The following is a 14,608-nucleotide window of genomic DNA, read 5'->3' on the forward strand; positions in this document are numbered from 1 at the left end:
TCAAGCGCCGGTACGCCTCATCAGGGCCGTTCGGCCCTAGTCCGGCGGGTTCGCTCCGTCGACGATGGACTGATGTTTCCCAGCGATGGTTTCCGCGCGCTCGACCGCCAGGAGTGCCTGCGCCTGCTGGCCGAGGTGCCGGTCGGTCGCGTCGTGTACACCCGGCAGGCCCTGCCCGCCGTCCTCCCGGTCAACTTCTCCCTGGACACGGACGACTCCGTGCTGCTGTGCACCTCGCGGGACTCCGACCTGGTGCGCGCGATCGACGGTGTCGTGGTGGCCTTCGAGGCCGACGACTTCCAGCCCGGACGCCGGTCCGGCTGGAGTGTGGTGATCACGGGCCGGGCGGCCGTGGTGACCGATCCCGCCGAGCACGAGCGGCTGCTGCGGACCGGTCCCGACACCTGGATGCCGATGCGGGACGGGGTGTTCGTGCGGATCGAGGCCGGGATGGTCTCGGGACGGGAACTCACGGGTCTGCGCGTCCGCGGCACCGCGTGAACGGCCCGAACGGTTCGGACGGCGTGGGGCCACCGCTGCCGCACGGCGGTTGATCACGGTCCCCGGGCGTCCCGTACCGTACGCCTGTGACCGAGTACAGCACTGAGGAAGTCCCGGGACGCTTCGGCTCCACCGCCACCGTCGAGGCCGCACCCGGCCAGGTGGGCCGGGTGCGCACGGAGTACTCGCCCGAGTACGACGGCGATCCCGACCCCGGGGAGATCGTCTGGACCTGGGTGCCCTACGAGGAGAACGACGGCCGGGGCAAGGACCGTCCCGTGCTCGTCGTCGCGCGGGAGCCGGCCGGAACGTTCCTGGCGGTGCAGCTGTCGAGCAGGCAGCGCGACGGGGACCGGGACTGGGTGCCGATCGGCAGCGGGCCGTGGGACCGCTCGGGCCGCGATTCGTGGGTCGCCGTCGACCGGGTGCTGCGGCTGCACGAGGACGGCATGCGCCGCGAGGCGTGCGCCCTGGACCGGATGCGGTTCAATCTGGTGCGTCACCGGCTGCGGGAGCGGTACGGCTGGCACTGACTCCTCACGGGGCCGTCGCCGGGCCGGTGAAGGTCCGCTCGAACGCCGTGCGGACCTCCCTTTCGCGCGCGGTCCAGAATTCCGAACACCACGTGCTCGAACGTCCCGGTGAACCGTCCGCCCGGCTCCAGGAGCGCCCGGAACGCGGCCGCCACCTGCGCCGGGTCGTTGCGGAACACCCCGCAGCCCCACGCGCCCGGCACCAGCCGCCGGTAGCCGTGGGCCACGGCGGTCTCCAGCACCCGCTCCGCCCGGACGGCCAGGGCGCGGGGCAGCTCGGCCGCGCGTTCCGGTGCCGTCCGCAGGATCACGCCGGCGTTCGGGGCGGCCGGGGTCAGGAAGCCGGCCGTGCACGGCTCGTCGAGGAGCCGGCCTCGGTCGTCGCGGAAGACGGGTACGGCGGGTGAGTGGATCACCCGGTCGGTGCAGAGCGGGTCGCGGTGGCTCCGGTGGTGGTCGTGGAACCCGGCCGCCCGCAGCAGGCAGACGTACAGGGCGGAGGCGCGGCACAACGCCTCTTCCTGGGCCTGGGCCCCCTTGAGGTGTCCTCCCCCGGATTCCGGGCGGAGGCGAAGTCCGGCCCGGCGGGCCCGCCGGGCGAGCCGTACCGGTCCGCCGCGAGCCGGCGCGCGGCCTCCAGGCTGCTCTCCCCGGTGACCTCGATCCGGTCCCCCGCCGGCCGGAACGCCGAGTGCGGCACCCGCGGCGGCTCCGGCCCGTACGTCCGCGTACCCTCCCGTGCGGCTCCGATCGCCGCCGCCAGGTGCACCTCGCGGCCGTCGGCCGGGGCCCGGTAGAGCCCTGCCGCCACGATCCGCTCGGTCGCGCGGGCGACACCGCGCAGGCGCGCGCTCACACCGCGCCCCCCCGTACGCGCCGTGACCGCGTGCCCCGCGCTCTCCCCCGTGGGGTGGTGCGCCGGCTTTTCCCCGTCGTGCCCATACGGGCATCGTGAGCGATGCTGAGGAGGCGACACAACGGAGTTTCCCTCCCCGGAAGGTCCGGGGAGGCGGTGGAAGGGCCCCTGGAAGAGCCCTCGAGAACGGACGGGACGGACAGGTCACCGACCCGGAACGCCCCGTCGGGCGCTCTTGTGCTGAGCCCGGGGAGGGTTTTGGGTGGACTGGTTGGTGCCCGACCGGCCGAAAGACGCCGGGCGGGCGACATGATGGCATCTCAGGAGGATTCCCCATGTCCGATGCGGCACAGGGCTGTACCGGGCCAGGTCCAGCCGTCACCGAAGCCGAGGTGGAGGCCCTCGTACGAGGCATCTGCTTCAAGACGGGACCACCACGCCGCCTCGGTGTGGAGGTGGAATGGCTCGTCCACGAGCTGCGCACCCCGCAGCTCCCCGTGACACCCGAACGACTCGAAGCGGCCTACGCCGCTCTGCGGACCGTACACCTGGATTCGGCGCTCACCGTCGAACCCGGAGGCCAGCTGGAGCTCAGCTCGCAGCCCGCCGCCTCCCTCATGGAGTGCGTCGGCACCGTCCGCGCCGACCTCGACGCCGTCCGCGCGGTTCTGCGCGAGGACGGGCTCGGCCTCGTCGGCCTCGGCCATGACCCCTGGCACACTCCGCGCCGGTTCCTGCGCGAACCGCGCTACGACGCCATGGAGGCCTGTCTCGACCGCACCGGCCCCGCCGGCCGCGCCATGATGTGCGCGTCGGCGTCCGTGCAGGTGTGCCTGGACGCCGGGTACGAGGAACCCGGCCCCCTCGGTCATGTGCGGCGCTGGTGGCTGGCGCACCAGCTGGGCGCGGTACTCGTGGCCGCGTTCGCCAACTCCCCGCTGGCCGGCCACCGCCCCACCGGCTGGCTGTCCACGCGGCAGCTGCGCTGGACGCAGATCGGCGCCGGCCGCGCGGGGGGCCCCGTGCTGGACTCCGATCCGCGCGGCGCCTGGGCCCGGCACGTCCTGGACGCGCCGGTGATGTGCGTACGGCAGGACGGCGGGCCGTGGGACGTGCCGGAAGGGCTGACCTTCCGCGAGTGGACCAGGTCCGGGGTGCCGCGGGCGCCCACCCGGGAGGACCTCGACTACCACGTCAGTACGCTGTTCCCGCCGGTCAGGCCGCGTGGCCACCTGGAGCTGCGGATGATCGACGCGCAGCCCGGTGACGACGGCTGGGTCGTGCCGCTGGCCGTGACGACGGCGCTGTTCGACGACCCGGAGGCCGCCGAGACGGCCTACCGTGCGGTGAAGCCGCTGGCCGAACGGACCTGCGGCAGGCCCGCGCCGCACAACCCGCTGTGGCGGGACGCGGCCCGCGGCGGCCTGGCCGACCCGGAGCTGCGCGAGGTGGCCGCCGTCTGCTTCGCGGCGGCGCTGCGCGCCCTGCCCGGGCTCGGTGCCACCACCGATGTCGTGGAAGCGGTGGCCGCCCACCAGGACCGCTATGTCGCCCGCGGCCGCTGCCCGGCCGACGACACGCTCGACGCCCTGCGCGCCGGAGCGGTCGCCGCGCACCCGCGGGGCACGCCGGGCGCCCACCCCCGCACCGCACCCCACTCCCCCGGAACTCCCACCTCGTACGCGCACGGAGCGCGTCCGCACGGGAAGGACACCTCCTCATGACCGACCCCGCCCCCGACGCCGAAGCCCTGCGCGAGCGCGCGGTCGCCTCGCTGGTCACCGCGCGCGACCGGACCACCCTGCTGACCAGCTGTGTCGACGGGCCCGATCTCACCGCGCAGCACTCACCGCTGATGTCGCCGCTGGTGTGGGACCTGGCTCACATAGGCAATCAGGAGGAGCAGTGGCTGCTGCGGGCCGTCGGCGGTCAGGAGGCGATCCGGCCCGAGATCGACAGCATCTACGACGCCTTCGAGCACCCGCGGGCCGAGCGGCCGAAGCTGCCGCTGCTGCCTCCCGAGGAGGCCCGCCGGTACGCCTCGCAGGTGCGCGTCCGGGCGCTGGACGTGCTGGAGAGCACCGCCTTCCACGGCGAGCGGCTGACCGAAGCGGGGTTCGCCTTCGGGATGGTCGCGCAGCACGAACAACAGCACGACGAGACGATGCTGATCACCCATCAGCTGCGCACCGGCCCGCAGGCCCTGACGGCCCCGGACCCGGAGCCGGTGCCGCTGTTCACCGGTCCGTCCGAAGTGCTCGTCCCGGGGGGCCCGTTCACCATGGGAACCTCCGACGAGCCGTGGGCGCTGGACAACGAACGTCCGGCACACCGGCGCGAGGTGGCACCGTTCCACATCGACACGACGCCGGTGACGAACGCCGCGTACCAGGAGTTCATCGAGGACGGCGGCTACGACGAGCCACGCTGGTGGACCGCGGAGGGCTGGGCCCACATCCGCCGGAACTCCGTCACCGCCCCGCTGTTCTGGCGCCGGGACGGCGGGCAGTGGCTGCGGCGCCGCTTCGGTGTCACCGAGGCCGTACCGCCCGAGGAGCCGGTGCTGCACGTGTGCTGGTACGAGGCGGACGCGTACGCCCGCTGGGCCGGACGCCGGCTGCCCACCGAGGCCGAGTGGGAGAAGGCCGCCCGGCACGACCCGTCCGGCGACCGCTCGGCGCGTCACCCCTGGGGCGACGCCGAACCCGGCCCGGCCCACGCCAACCTCGGCCAGCGCCACCTGCGGCCCGCGCCCGCGGGCAGCTATCCGGCGGGTGAGTCACCGCTCGGGGTGCGCCAGTTGATCGGTGACGTGTGGGAGTGGACGTCGAGCGACTTCCTGCCCTACCCGGGGTTCAGGGCGTTCCCCTACAAGGAGTACTCAGAGGTGTTCTTCGGGCCGAGGTACAAGGTGCTGCGCGGTGGTTCGTTCGCGGTGGACGCGGTGGCCTGCCGCGGCACGTTCCGCAACTGGGACCATCCGGTCCGGCGGCAGATCTTCTCCGGGTTCCGCACGGCCCGCTCGGAGAGCATCTGATGTGCCGTCATATCGCCTATGTGGGGCCCGAGGAGCCGCTCGGCAGGCTCCTCGTGGACCCGCCGCACGGGCTGTACCGCCAGTCGTGGGCGCCCCGGCACCAGCGGTACGGGACGGTCAACGCCGACGGTTTCGGGGTGGGCTGGTACGCGCCCGGGGACCCGGTGCCGGCCCGGTACCGCAGGGCGGGACCGGTCTGGGCGGATCTGTCGTTCGCCGATCTCGCCCGGGTCGTCCGCACCCCGGCGCTGCTCGCGGCCGTACGGGACGCGACCCTGTCGGGTGCGGACGCCGAGGCCGCGGCGGCTCCGTTCGCCGCGGGGGCCTGGCTGTTCAGCCACAACGGCGCCGTTCGGGGCTGGCCGGGCACGCTCGCACCGCTCGTGGCAACCCTGCCGCCCGAGGACGTCCTGTCCCTGGAGGCCCGCAGCGACTCCGCGCTCGTGTGGGCCCTCGTGCTCGCCCGGCTGCGGGCGGGGTACCCCGGGGAACCGGAGGGGCAGGCGCTGGCCGACACCGTGCTGGAGATCGCCGCGGCGGCCCCCGGGTCCCGGCTCAACCTGCTGCTCACCCAGGGCGACACGATCACCGCGACCGCGTGGGGCGACACGCTGTGGTACCTCGCCCGGCCGGGCGGCGGCACCGTCGTGGCCTCCGAGCCGTACGACGACGATCCGCACTGGCGCGAGGTCCCCGACCGCACCCTGCTGGCCGCCAGCGGCACGGACGTGCTGCTCACGCCGCTCAAGGAGCCGGACGACGTCCTGGCGGGCACCGGCACACCGGCACGACCCGCATCGGCACCACCGAAGGAGCACCGCACGTGAGTCCGTTCCGTCTCACCCGTACCCTGCCCGAGGACGCCACCGGCGCCGCCCTGCGCGCCGACGTCCGCGAGGGCCTGACCGGCAGCCCCAGAACGCTGCCGCCGAAGTGGTTCTACGACGCGCGGGGCAGTGAGCTGTTCGAGGAGATCACCGGACTGCCCGAGTACTACCCGACGCGTGCCGAGCGCGAGATCCTGCTCGCCCGCTCCGGTGAGATCGCCGAGGCGTCCGGTGCCCGCACCCTCATCGAACTGGGCTCCGGTTCCTCGGAGAAGACCCGTCACCTGATCGGCGCGCTGGCCGGACTGCACACCTACGTCCCCGTCGACGTCAGCGAGAGCGCCCTGACCCTGGCGGGCCGGGCACTCGTCGCCGAGCGGCCGGGGCTGAACGTGCACGCCCTGGTCGACGACTTCACCGGCCGTATGGCGCTGCCCGACACCCCGGGTCCGCGCCTGGTGGCGTTCCTCGGCGGCACGATCGGTAATCTGCTGCCCGCCGAGCGGGCCGCGTTCCTGGCCTCCGTGCGGGCGATGCTCGCCCCGGGGGACGGGCTGCTCCTCGGTACGGACCTGGTCAAGGACGAGAAGGTGCTGGTCCGGGCGTACGACGACGCGGCCGGCGTGACGGCCGCGTTCAACAGGAACGTCCTGGCCGTCATCAACCGGGAGCTGGGTGCCGACTTCGATCCGGCCGCCTTCGACCATGTGGCCGCGTGGGACGCCGGGCACGAGTGGATCGAGATGCGGCTGCGCTCACGCGACCCGCAGACCGTGAAGATCCCCGCGCTCGACCTCGCCGTCGACTTCGGTGCGGGCGAGGAGCTGCGCACCGAGATCTCGGCGAAGTTCCGCAAGGAGCGCGTGCGGGAGGAACTGGCTTCCGCCGGACTGGAGTTGGCCCGGTGGTGGACGGATGAGGAGGGACGGTTCGCACTGTCGCTGAGCGTGGCGCGCTGACCGGGGCGCCTGCGGACAGCACCGGCGCCCGCCGGAAGGGGGCCCGGCGCGGGGCGGGCGCGGGGCCCGTACGGGTGCACCGCACCTTGGTACGGGCCGATGCGCGGGTCGAGGAGTGCCGGACATCCGGTGCCCGGGACGGCCCGACGTCTCGCGCCCGGCCACCGCCTCGGGCACGGTGGAGTGACGTGCGACACAGGAGGCGGCTCCCGAACCGGTGGGAGCCGCCGACGAGAGGAGCACCCGCATGTCGAACCACACCTACCGGGTCACGGAGATCGTCGGCACCTCGCCCGACGGCGTGGAACAGGCCGTCCGCAACGGCGTCGAGCGCGCCTCGCAGACCCTGCGCAATCTGGACTGGTTCGAGGTGACCCAGGTGCGGGGCCACCTCGAGGAGGGCCGCATCGCGCACTGGCAGGTGGGTCTGAAGGTCGGCTTCCGTCTGGACGACCCGGCCTGAGCCACCCGCTCCGTGCCCACGGGAGGGCGGGAGGGGTGGTTGCCCGGTCCTCCCCCTCCCGCCCCTGCGCCGCCCCCGGCTCCCCCGACGGGGCCGTCCGGCGGGCGTGCACGACGGTGGATCCCGCCCGCCGGGCGTCCGCGCGGACCGGTTCGTCGTCGTCCACGAGCACCCGGATCTCCCGGGTGCGGGCGAGGCGGCGCGGGGCCGCCGGCTCGGTGTACCGGGCGGGCCGCCGGCCGGCGTCGCCGCGCGTGCGCCCCGGCCCCTCGGGCAGCTCCTGGGTGGCCGGCCACTCCAGCGTGTCGCGCCTGCAGCGCTCGGGACGCCCGGTGAGGTGGACGACGTCGCACTCCCGCACGCTCTCCCGCGCACCGGTGCGAGGCCCTCCGCGAGGGGCGGATCCTCGGGCGCGACGGCGAAGAAGGCGTCCCGGTCCCGCGGCCTGCGCTCCAGGAGCCGCTGCCGGTGCGCGGTGTCGGCGCGGGTGTGGTCCAGGTCGAACACGGCGAGCGGCCGCTTGTCACGGTGGATCACGCCGCCCGGCCCGGACAAGCGGCGCGCTCCCGGTCGTCGTGTCCCGAGGGAATGCCGTGGTCGCCCGGGCGTTGAACCGGAGGTGACCCCGCTGATCTCCCGGACCCGCTTCTCCGTCCTCGACCGCTCCCGCACCCGTGAGGGGCACAGTGGTCCCGAGGCGCTGCGCGACACCGTGCGCCTGGCGCGGGAGCTGGAGGAGTTGGGCTACCACCGGTTCTGGGTCTCGGAGCACCACGGCGTGCCCGGCGTCGCCGGCTCCGCGCCGACGGTGCTGGCCGCCGCCGTCGCCGCGGCAACCCGGACGATCCGCGTCGGTACCGGCGGAGTCATGCTGCCCAATCATCAACCGCTCGTCGTGGCCGAGCAGTTCGGCGTGCTGGAGTCTCTCTTCCCGGGGCGGATCGACATGGGCCTGGGCCGCTCGGTCGGATTCACCGACGGGGTGCGCAGGGCGCTGGGCCGCGGCAAGGAGGACGCCGAGGACTTCGGCGCCCGGATCGACGAGCTGCTCGGCTGGTTCTGCGGCACGTCCCCCACCGGCGTGCACGCCCGTCCGGCCGAGGGCCTGACCGTGCCGCCGTTCGTGCTGGCCATGGGTGAGGGCGCGGCGATCGCCGCCCGCGCGGGCCTGCCCGTGGTCATCGGCGACCTGCGTGGCCGCGACCGGATGCGGCGCGGCATCGACCACTACCGGGAGCACTTCCGCCCGTCCGTCTGGGCGGGCGAGCCGTACGTGGTGATCTCCGGAACGGTCGCCGTGGCCGACACGGCCGAACGGGCCCGCCGGCTCCTGATCCCGGAGGCCTGGTCGATGGCGCATGCACGGACCCGCGGCACCTTCCCGCCGCTGCCGCCCGCCGAGCGGGTCGGGTCGCTCGCCATGACGGCGAAGGAACGCGGCCTGTACGAGTCCGGGCTCGGCGGTCACATCGCCGGTACCAAGGAGCAGGTGGCCGACGAGCTGGAGACGGTGCTCGAGGAGACGGGGGCCCAGGAGGTCCTCGTCACCACCAGCACCCACGACCGTACGGCCCTGCTGGACTCCTACCGGCGGCTCGCCGCGCTGACCGGTCTCACCGGGCCCGCGGACCCCACGGGTGCGGAGGACGGCAGCGCGGTGCGCCGGTGAGCGGACCCACCGGCGCGCTCGCGGTGTGCCGTCCGGTCATGGGCGGCCCCGACGCGGAACGTCGCGGCCCCGTCCGGCGGCGTCGCCCCGCTGCGTGACGTCGTCCGGTACGCCCTCGCTCTCGATGCGCTCCTTGCGGACCCGGCCCCGTACGGTCTCGTTCTCGACGCGCTCCTCCGTGGTCAGCCGCACCCGCTCGACGGGTACCGCCCTGGTCTCCACGACGGGCCGCTCCTCGTGCAGCGTGACCTCGTAGTCGGCCTCACCGATCTCGGCGCCGGACATCGCGGCCTCGCGGTCGGCCTCCGTGATCGGCTCGCGCACCACGCGCACCTCCTCGTGGCGCACGGGCACGGTCTGTTCGACGTCCTCCGTCACGACGTACTTGTGCAGCTTGGCCCGTCCGGTCTCGCGCCGCTCGACGCGGACGTGCATCTCCTCCTCGATACGGGTCATGGACTCGGCGCCCTGCCCGGCCCGCACGCCGGTTCGGCCGGCGGTCGCCGCGGTACCGGCCTTGCCGGTCGTCGCCGACGTGCCTGCCGCGGCCGCCGATGTCGTCCCCGCGGTGGTGGTCGTCCTCGTCGCCGTCCGGTCCTTGCCCGGCACACGGGCGGTGCCGGCGGCACCCGCGGCCCCGGCCTTGCCCCTGCCGGTGTTCTTGTCGGTGCGGACCTCGCCGGAGTCCTTGGTGTCGTCGCGCAGCACACCGCCCCAGTCGATGCCGTAGTAGTCGTACAGCCGGTGTTCCTCCGACTCCGACAGGTGGCCCTGCGAGTCGACGTCGACCTCGGGTGCGCCCTTGATCTTGTCCTTGAGGTACGGGACTTCGAGGTGGTCCTCCACCAGTTCGGCGTCACGGATGGGAATGAACGACTCACTGGTGCCGAACATGCCCGTCTTGACGCTCACCCACTCGGGGCGGCCGCTCATGTCGTCGAAGAAGACATGCTTGGCCTCACCGATCTTGTTGCCTTCGCCGTCGTAGACGGGGTGGTCCAGGAGGATCCTGACCTCATCGCGGGTGATCATCTGGCCTCACCCTCCTTTCAGGTGTCACTCCCGTCCGGTTGTCCTCCTCAGCGCGGTAAAAACTTCATATAGAGAACAAAAGGTACTTAACTTTCGACAGCGCTCACTTCCGGTGATCGCGACCGCCAGTCCTCGCCAGGGTTCCGGGCCGGTTTTCCGGACCGGTTCTCCGACCCGGCCTGCGACCGCGTGTCCGCCCTGGTGTCCGGCCCGCCGCTCCGCCACCCGCACGGCTCGCGGACCGGTCCGGTGGTCCCGTGCCGAACCGTCGTGCGGCTGCGCGGCGGCGGCCAGGGTGCGGCGGTCCGGGTGGCTGCCCGGCGGGATGGCGGCCCGCAGCTCGGCCTCGGCGACCAGGCCCCGGGCCGAGACCACCCGCCACAGGGACGCCACCAGGGTGTCGTCCCCGACGAAGGCCGGGGCGGTGGCGGCTGTTCCGCAGGCGTCCCGGTAGTGGATGCGGACCGGCTGGACCGGGACCCCGGCGTCGAGCGCCGCCTGGAAGGCGGCCCGGCGGAAGGGCCCCTGGCCGCGACCGCACCAGGTGCTGCCCTCGGGGAAGACCGCGACGGCCGAGCCCTCGCCGAGCGCCCCGGTGATCCGGGCGACCGTGTCCGGCAGGGCGCGCAGCCGGTCGCGGTCGATGAACAGGACGCCGCTGCGCTCGACCAGCAGCCCCGCCAGCGGCCACCGCCGTATCTCCGCCTTCGCCAGCATGCGGGCCGGACGGACCCCACCCAGCAACGGGATGTCCAGCCAGGAGATGTGGTTGGCGACGAGCAGCAGCCCGCCGGCGGGTGCGGCGCCGCCGGTGATGCGGACCCGGACCCCGGCGGCCCGTACGATCCACCGGCACCACCGGCCGACGAGGCCCGCCGGGACCAGCCGCCCGACGGGCACCAGCAGGACCCCGGCGAGGACCAGGGCGAGGACCGCGGCCAGTCTCAGCACCGCCCTCGGTACGGCCCGCGTGGCCCCCGTCGGCGCCACGCAGCCGTGCGGGGTGCAGGGAGCACCCGGCAGCCAGACGCTCATTTCGCCGGTGCGAGGGAGAGGAAGTGCCGCAGATAGCGCTGGTCGACCCGGCTCATCGGCAGCAGCACGTACAGGTCGGCGACGCCGAAGTCCGCGTCGTGCGCGGGCTCGCCGCAGACCCAGGCGCCGAGCCGGAGGTAGCCGCGCAGCAGGGCGGGCAGCTCGGTGCGGGCGGCGGGCGCCGCGGCCGGCGGGCGCCACGGGCGCAGGGGACGTACCCGGTACTCCTCGGGGGCGAGGTGCTTGCCCCGGACGCGGTCCCAGGTGGCGGCGGCGAGCGCGCCGCCGTCGGCGAGCGGGATGGAGCAGCAGCCCGCGAGCCACTCGTGGCCCCGGTCGGTCATGTAGCGGGCGATGCCGGCCCAGATGAGGCCGATGACCGCGCCGTCGCGGTGGTCGGGGTGCACGCAGGAGCGGCCGACCTCGACGAGGCCCGGCCGGATCGGGTCGAGGGCGGCGATGTGGAACTCGGTCTCCGCGTACAGGCGGCCGGCGACCGCGGCGCGCTCGGGCGGCAGGAGCCGGTAGGTGCCGACGACCTGGCCGCTCACCTCCTCGCGCACGAGGAGGTGGTCGCAGTAGGCGTCGAAGGGGTCGACGTCCAGGCCCGGCCGGGAGGTGGACAGCAGGGCGCCCAGCTCGCCGGCGAAGACGTCGTGCCGCAGCCGCTGGGCGGCACGCACGTCGTCCTCGTCACGGGCGAGGGTGACGGTGTAGCGGGTGGGTGCCGCGGGCTTCACGGGGTGGTCTACGGTCAGGACGCCGGTCATGGCTCTCTCCTGGTCACGCGCCGGAGCGGGGAAGGTGGGGGACTCCCCTTGTTTCTGCCGACACCGGTTGGCGTGTACGTGACCTGAGCCGGGAGCGCGGATGTGGGAATGCTGAATGCCGGGCGCTGCCGGCCGGCCCCGGACAGCAGACGGGACCGGGGATGAGCACTACTCCCGGTCCCGCCCGTCCGCCCTCTGGCGAACGTTTCCCTGCCGCCCGCACCGGTGGTTACCGGCCGGCCCCCTTGGCCGTGGCGCGCAGCCACTCCCTGTTCATCCCGGTGATGGAGGTCAGCGGGATGCCCTTCGGGCAGGCGGTGGCGCACTCCCCGGCGAGGGTGCAGCCGCCGAAGCCCTCGTCGTCCATCTGCGCCACCATGTCGAGCACCCGCGTCTCGCGCTCGGGCGCGCCCTGCGGCAGCACGTTGAGGTGGTTGATCTTCGCCGAGGTGAAGAGCATCGCGGCGCCGTTGGGGCAGGCCGCGACGCAGGCGCCGCAGCCGATGCACTCGGCGTGCTCGAAGGCGAGGTCCGCGTCCGGCTTCGGGACCGGCGTGGCGTGCGCCTCGGGCGCCGAGCCGGTGGGGACGCTGACGTAGCCGCCGGCCTGGATGATCCGGTCGAAGGCCGTCCGGTCGACGACGAGGTCCTTCACCACCGGGAAGGCAGCCGCCCGCCACGGTTCGACGTCGATGGTGTCGCCGTCCTTGAAGGACCGCATGTGCAGCTGGCAAGTGGTGGTGCGCTCGGGGCCGTGGGCGTCGCCGTTGATGACCAGCGAGCAGGCGCCGCAGATGCCCTCGCGGCAGTCGTGGTCGAAGGCCACCGGGTCCTCGCCCTCGAGGGTGAGCTCCTCGTTGAGGGTGTCGAGCATCTCCAGGAAGGACATGTCGGGCGAGATGCCGTCCACTTCGTACGTGGACATGGCGCCGTCGGCGTCGGCGTTCTTCTGCCGCCAGACGCGCAGGGTGAGCTTCATGCGTAGCTCCGCTGGGTGGGGTGGACGTACTCGAAGACGAGGTCTTCCTTGTGCAGGACGGGGGCGTCGCCGGTGCGGGTGAACTCCCAGGCGGCGGCGTAGGTGAACTCCTCGTCCCGGCGGGCGGCCTCGCCGTCGGGGCTCTGGGACTCCTCGCGGAAGTGGCCGCCGCAGGATTCGGCGCGGTGCAGTGCGTCGAGGCACATCAGCTCGGCGAGCTCGAGGTAGTCGACGATGCGGTTGGCACGCTCCAGCGACTGGTTGAACTCCTCGCCGGTGCCGGGCACCTTGATCCGCCGCCAGAACTCCTCGCGGATCTGCGGGATGCGCTCCAGCGCCTTGCGCAGGCCGGAGTCGGTGCGGGCCATGCCGCAGAACTCCCACATGAGTTCGCCGAGTTCTCGGTGGAACGAGTCGGGGGTGCGGTCGCCGTCGACGGACAGCAGCAGGTTCAGCCGGTCCTCGGTCTCGGCCAGTACTTCCTGCACCGCCGGGTGGCCGGCGTCCACCTCCTCCTTGTGCGGGTTGCGCGCCAGGTAGTCGTTGATGGTGGCCGGGAGGACGAAGTAGCCGTCGGCCAGGCCCTGCATCAGCGCGGAGGCGCCGAGCCGGTTGGCACCGTGGTCGGAGAAGTTGGCCTCGCCGATGGCGAACAGGCCGGGGACCGTGGTCTGCAGGTCGTAGTCGACCCACAGGCCGCCCATCGTGTAGTGCACGGCGGGGTAGATCCGCATCGGCACCCGGTAGGGGTCCTCGTCGGTGATCCGCTGGTACATGTCGAAGAGGTTGCCGTACTTGGCCTCGACGGCCTTGCGGCCCATCCGCTCGATGGCGTCGGCGAAGTCGAGGTAGACGCCCTGGCCGCCGGGGCCGACGCCCCGGCCCTCGTCGCAGACGTTCTTCGCGGCGCGGGAGGCGATGTCGCGGGGCACCAGGTTGCCGAAGGACGGGTAGACGCGCTCCAGGTAGTAGTCGCGCTCGTCCTCGGGAATCTTGTTCGGCGGGCGGTCGTCGCCCTTGGCCCTGGGCACCCAGATGCGGCCGTCGTTGCGCAGCGACTCGCTCATCAGCGTCAGCTTGGACTGGTGGTCGCCGGTGCGCGGGATGCAGGTGGGGTGGATCTGGGTGAAGCAGGGGTTGGCGAAGTACGCGCCGCGCCGGTGCGCCCGCCAGACGGCGGTCGCGTTGGAGTTCATGGCGTTGGTCGACAGGTAGAAGACGTTGCCGTAACCGCCGGTGGCGAGGACGACGGCGTCCGCGAAGTAGGTGTCGGTCTTCCCGGTGATCAGGTCCCGGGCGACGATGCCGCGGGCCCGGCCGTCGATGACGACCAGGTCGAGCATCTCGGTGCGCGGGTGCATCTCGACGTTGCCGGCGGCGATCTGCCTCGAGAGCGCCTGGTAGGCGCCGAGGAGGAGCTGCTGGCCCGTCTGGCCGCGGGCGTAGAAGGTACGGGAGACCTGGACGCCGCCGAAGGAGCGGGTGTCGAGCAGGCCGCCGTACTCGCGGGCGAACGGCACGCCCTGGGCGACGCACTGGTCGATGATCTCGACGGAGATCTGCGCGAGCCGGCGGACGTTGGACTCGCGCGAGCGGAAGTCTCCGCCCTTGACCGTGTCGTAGAAGAGGCGGTGCACGGAGTCGCCGTCGTTGCGGTAGTTCTTCGCCGCGTTGATGCCGCCCTGGGCGGCGATCGAGTGGGCCCGGCGCGGGGAGTCCTGGTAGCAGAACTGAACGACGCGGTAGCCCTGTTCGGCCAGCGTCGCACCGGCGGAACCGCCGGCGAGGCCGGTGCCGACGACGATGACGGTCTGCTTGCGGCGGTTGGCGGGGTTGACCAGCTTGGCCTCGAAGCGGCGCTTGTCCCAGCGCTCCTCGATCGGCCCGGACGGGGCCTTGGTGTCGACGACCGGCTCACCGGTCGGGTACGCGGCATAGGTAGTCATA

At 73.3% G+C, this 14,608-nt stretch carries 13 protein-coding genes and 2 pseudogenes; 8 read left to right on the forward strand and 7 right to left on the reverse strand.

Features of this window, described 5'->3' with window-relative positions:
• Positions 1–72 precede the first annotated feature (72 nt).
• A complete protein-coding gene (locus TU30_RS08725) occupies positions 73–501 on the forward strand; it encodes a pyridoxamine 5'-phosphate oxidase family protein (RefSeq protein ID WP_042166776.1) in 429 nt (142 codons plus the stop codon).
• Positions 502–587: 86 nt separating this feature from the next.
• The gene (locus TU30_RS08730; protein ID WP_042166778.1) at positions 588–1,034 is read left to right on the forward strand and encodes a type II toxin-antitoxin system PemK/MazF family toxin; all 447 of its coding nucleotides are present in this window, start codon (positions 588–590) and stop codon (positions 1,032–1,034) included.
• A 4-nt stretch (positions 1,035–1,038) separates the two neighbouring features.
• Here the strand turns inward: TU30_RS08730 and TU30_RS08735 are convergent.
• Positions 1,039–1,890: pseudogene (locus TU30_RS08735) on the reverse strand (TIGR02452 family protein).
• 335 nt (positions 1,891–2,225) lie between these two features.
• Here TU30_RS08735 and egtA point away from each other — a divergent pair.
• The 5 genes from egtA to TU30_RS08760 all read left to right on the forward strand — a co-directional run bounded on the left by egtA (position 2,226) and on the right by TU30_RS08760 (position 7,176).
• Positions 2,226–3,614 carry an ergothioneine biosynthesis glutamate--cysteine ligase EgtA gene (gene egtA / locus TU30_RS08740; RefSeq protein ID WP_078878177.1) on the forward strand — a complete coding sequence of 463 codons (1,389 nt, stop codon included), beginning with the start codon at positions 2,226–2,228 and terminating at the stop codon, positions 3,612–3,614.
• Positions 3,611–4,927: an ergothioneine biosynthesis protein EgtB gene (gene egtB, locus TU30_RS08745; RefSeq protein WP_042166780.1), complete on the forward strand. Its 1,317-nt coding sequence runs from the start codon at positions 3,611–3,613 to the stop codon at positions 4,925–4,927. The genes egtA and egtB overlap by 4 nt, the downstream gene beginning before the upstream one ends.
• The gene (gene egtC / locus TU30_RS08750) at positions 4,927–5,754 is read left to right on the forward strand and encodes an ergothioneine biosynthesis protein EgtC (RefSeq protein WP_042166782.1); all 828 of its coding nucleotides are present in this window, start codon (positions 4,927–4,929) and stop codon (positions 5,752–5,754) included. Before egtB ends, egtC begins: the two co-directional genes overlap by 1 nt.
• A complete protein-coding gene (gene egtD / locus TU30_RS08755; protein ID WP_042166784.1) occupies positions 5,751–6,713 on the forward strand; it encodes an L-histidine N(alpha)-methyltransferase in 963 nt (320 codons plus the stop codon). Before egtC ends, egtD begins: the two co-directional genes overlap by 4 nt.
• Before the next feature lie 247 nt (positions 6,714–6,960).
• On the forward strand, positions 6,961–7,176 hold the full coding sequence (locus TU30_RS08760; RefSeq protein WP_042167145.1) for a dodecin: 216 nt from the start codon (positions 6,961–6,963) through the stop codon (positions 7,174–7,176).
• A gap of 52 nt (positions 7,177–7,228) precedes the next feature.
• On the opposite strand, the pseudogene TU30_RS37020 reads toward TU30_RS08760, so the two are convergent.
• Positions 7,229–7,713, reverse strand: a pseudogene (locus tag TU30_RS37020) (hypothetical protein); the annotation flags it as partial.
• Positions 7,714–7,795: 82 nt separating this feature from the next.
• Here TU30_RS37020 and TU30_RS08765 point away from each other — a divergent pair.
• Positions 7,796–8,845 (forward strand): LLM class flavin-dependent oxidoreductase, encoded by a 1,050-nt coding sequence (locus TU30_RS08765; RefSeq protein WP_042166786.1) that lies wholly within the window; start codon positions 7,796–7,798, stop codon positions 8,843–8,845.
• A 36-nt stretch (positions 8,846–8,881) separates the two neighbouring features.
• Here the strand turns inward: TU30_RS08765 and TU30_RS08770 are convergent, their stop codons facing one another.
• The 5 genes from TU30_RS08770 to TU30_RS08790 all read right to left on the reverse strand — a co-directional run bounded on the left by TU30_RS08770 (position 8,882) and on the right by TU30_RS08790 (position 14,607).
• Entirely contained in the window at positions 8,882–9,877 is a 996-nt protein-coding gene (locus tag TU30_RS08770) for a DUF2382 domain-containing protein (protein ID WP_042166787.1), read from the reverse strand.
• Between the two features lie 24 nt (positions 9,878–9,901).
• Complete coding sequence (locus tag TU30_RS08775; protein WP_078878178.1) at positions 9,902–10,912, reverse strand: 1-acyl-sn-glycerol-3-phosphate acyltransferase; 1,011 nt, start codon at positions 10,910–10,912, stop codon at positions 9,902–9,904.
• Positions 10,909–11,682, reverse strand: a complete 774-nt coding sequence (locus TU30_RS08780) for a GNAT family N-acetyltransferase (RefSeq protein ID WP_042166789.1) — start codon at positions 11,680–11,682, stop codon at positions 10,909–10,911. The genes TU30_RS08775 and TU30_RS08780 overlap by 4 nt, the downstream gene beginning before the upstream one ends.
• Positions 11,683–11,911: 229 nt before the next feature.
• Entirely contained in the window at positions 11,912–12,661 is a 750-nt protein-coding gene (locus tag TU30_RS08785; protein WP_042166790.1) for a succinate dehydrogenase/fumarate reductase iron-sulfur subunit, read from the reverse strand.
• Positions 12,658–14,607: a fumarate reductase/succinate dehydrogenase flavoprotein subunit gene (locus TU30_RS08790; RefSeq protein ID WP_042166792.1), complete on the reverse strand. Its 1,950-nt coding sequence runs from the start codon at positions 14,605–14,607 to the stop codon at positions 12,658–12,660. The genes TU30_RS08785 and TU30_RS08790 overlap by 4 nt, the downstream gene beginning before the upstream one ends.
• Between the last annotated feature and the right edge of the window lies 1 nt (position 14,608).

The sequence above is a fragment of the Streptomyces sp. NBRC 110035 genome, from assembly GCF_000829695.1.
Taxonomy (GTDB): Bacteria; Actinomycetota; Actinomycetes; order Streptomycetales; family Streptomycetaceae; genus Streptomyces.

Excerpts from the sequence above, each read along its gene's own strand:
- TU30_RS08770 (WP_042166787.1), bottom strand. The coding sequence starts at position 9,877 with ATGATCACCCGCGATGAGGTCAGGATCCTCCTGGACCACCCCGTCTAC.
- TU30_RS08785 (WP_042166790.1), bottom strand. The coding sequence starts at position 12,661 with ATGAAGCTCACCCTGCGCGTCTGGCGGCAGAAGAACGCCGACGCCGAC.
- TU30_RS08725 (WP_042166776.1), top strand. The coding sequence starts at position 73 with ATGTTTCCCAGCGATGGTTTCCGCGCGCTCGACCGCCAGGAGTGCCTG.
- egtC (WP_042166782.1), top strand. The coding sequence starts at position 4,927 with ATGTGCCGTCATATCGCCTATGTGGGGCCCGAGGAGCCGCTCGGCAGG.
- TU30_RS08790 (WP_042166792.1), bottom strand. The coding sequence starts at position 14,607 with ATGACTACCTATGCCGCGTACCCGACCGGTGAGCCGGTCGTCGACACC.
- TU30_RS08780 (WP_042166789.1), bottom strand. The coding sequence starts at position 11,682 with ATGACCGGCGTCCTGACCGTAGACCACCCCGTGAAGCCCGCGGCACCC.
- TU30_RS08760 (WP_042167145.1), top strand. The coding sequence starts at position 6,961 with ATGTCGAACCACACCTACCGGGTCACGGAGATCGTCGGCACCTCGCCC.
- egtB (WP_042166780.1), top strand. The coding sequence starts at position 3,611 with ATGACCGACCCCGCCCCCGACGCCGAAGCCCTGCGCGAGCGCGCGGTC.
- egtA (WP_078878177.1), top strand. The coding sequence starts at position 2,226 with ATGTCCGATGCGGCACAGGGCTGTACCGGGCCAGGTCCAGCCGTCACC.
- TU30_RS08775 (WP_078878178.1), bottom strand. The coding sequence starts at position 10,912 with ATGAGCGTCTGGCTGCCGGGTGCTCCCTGCACCCCGCACGGCTGCGTG.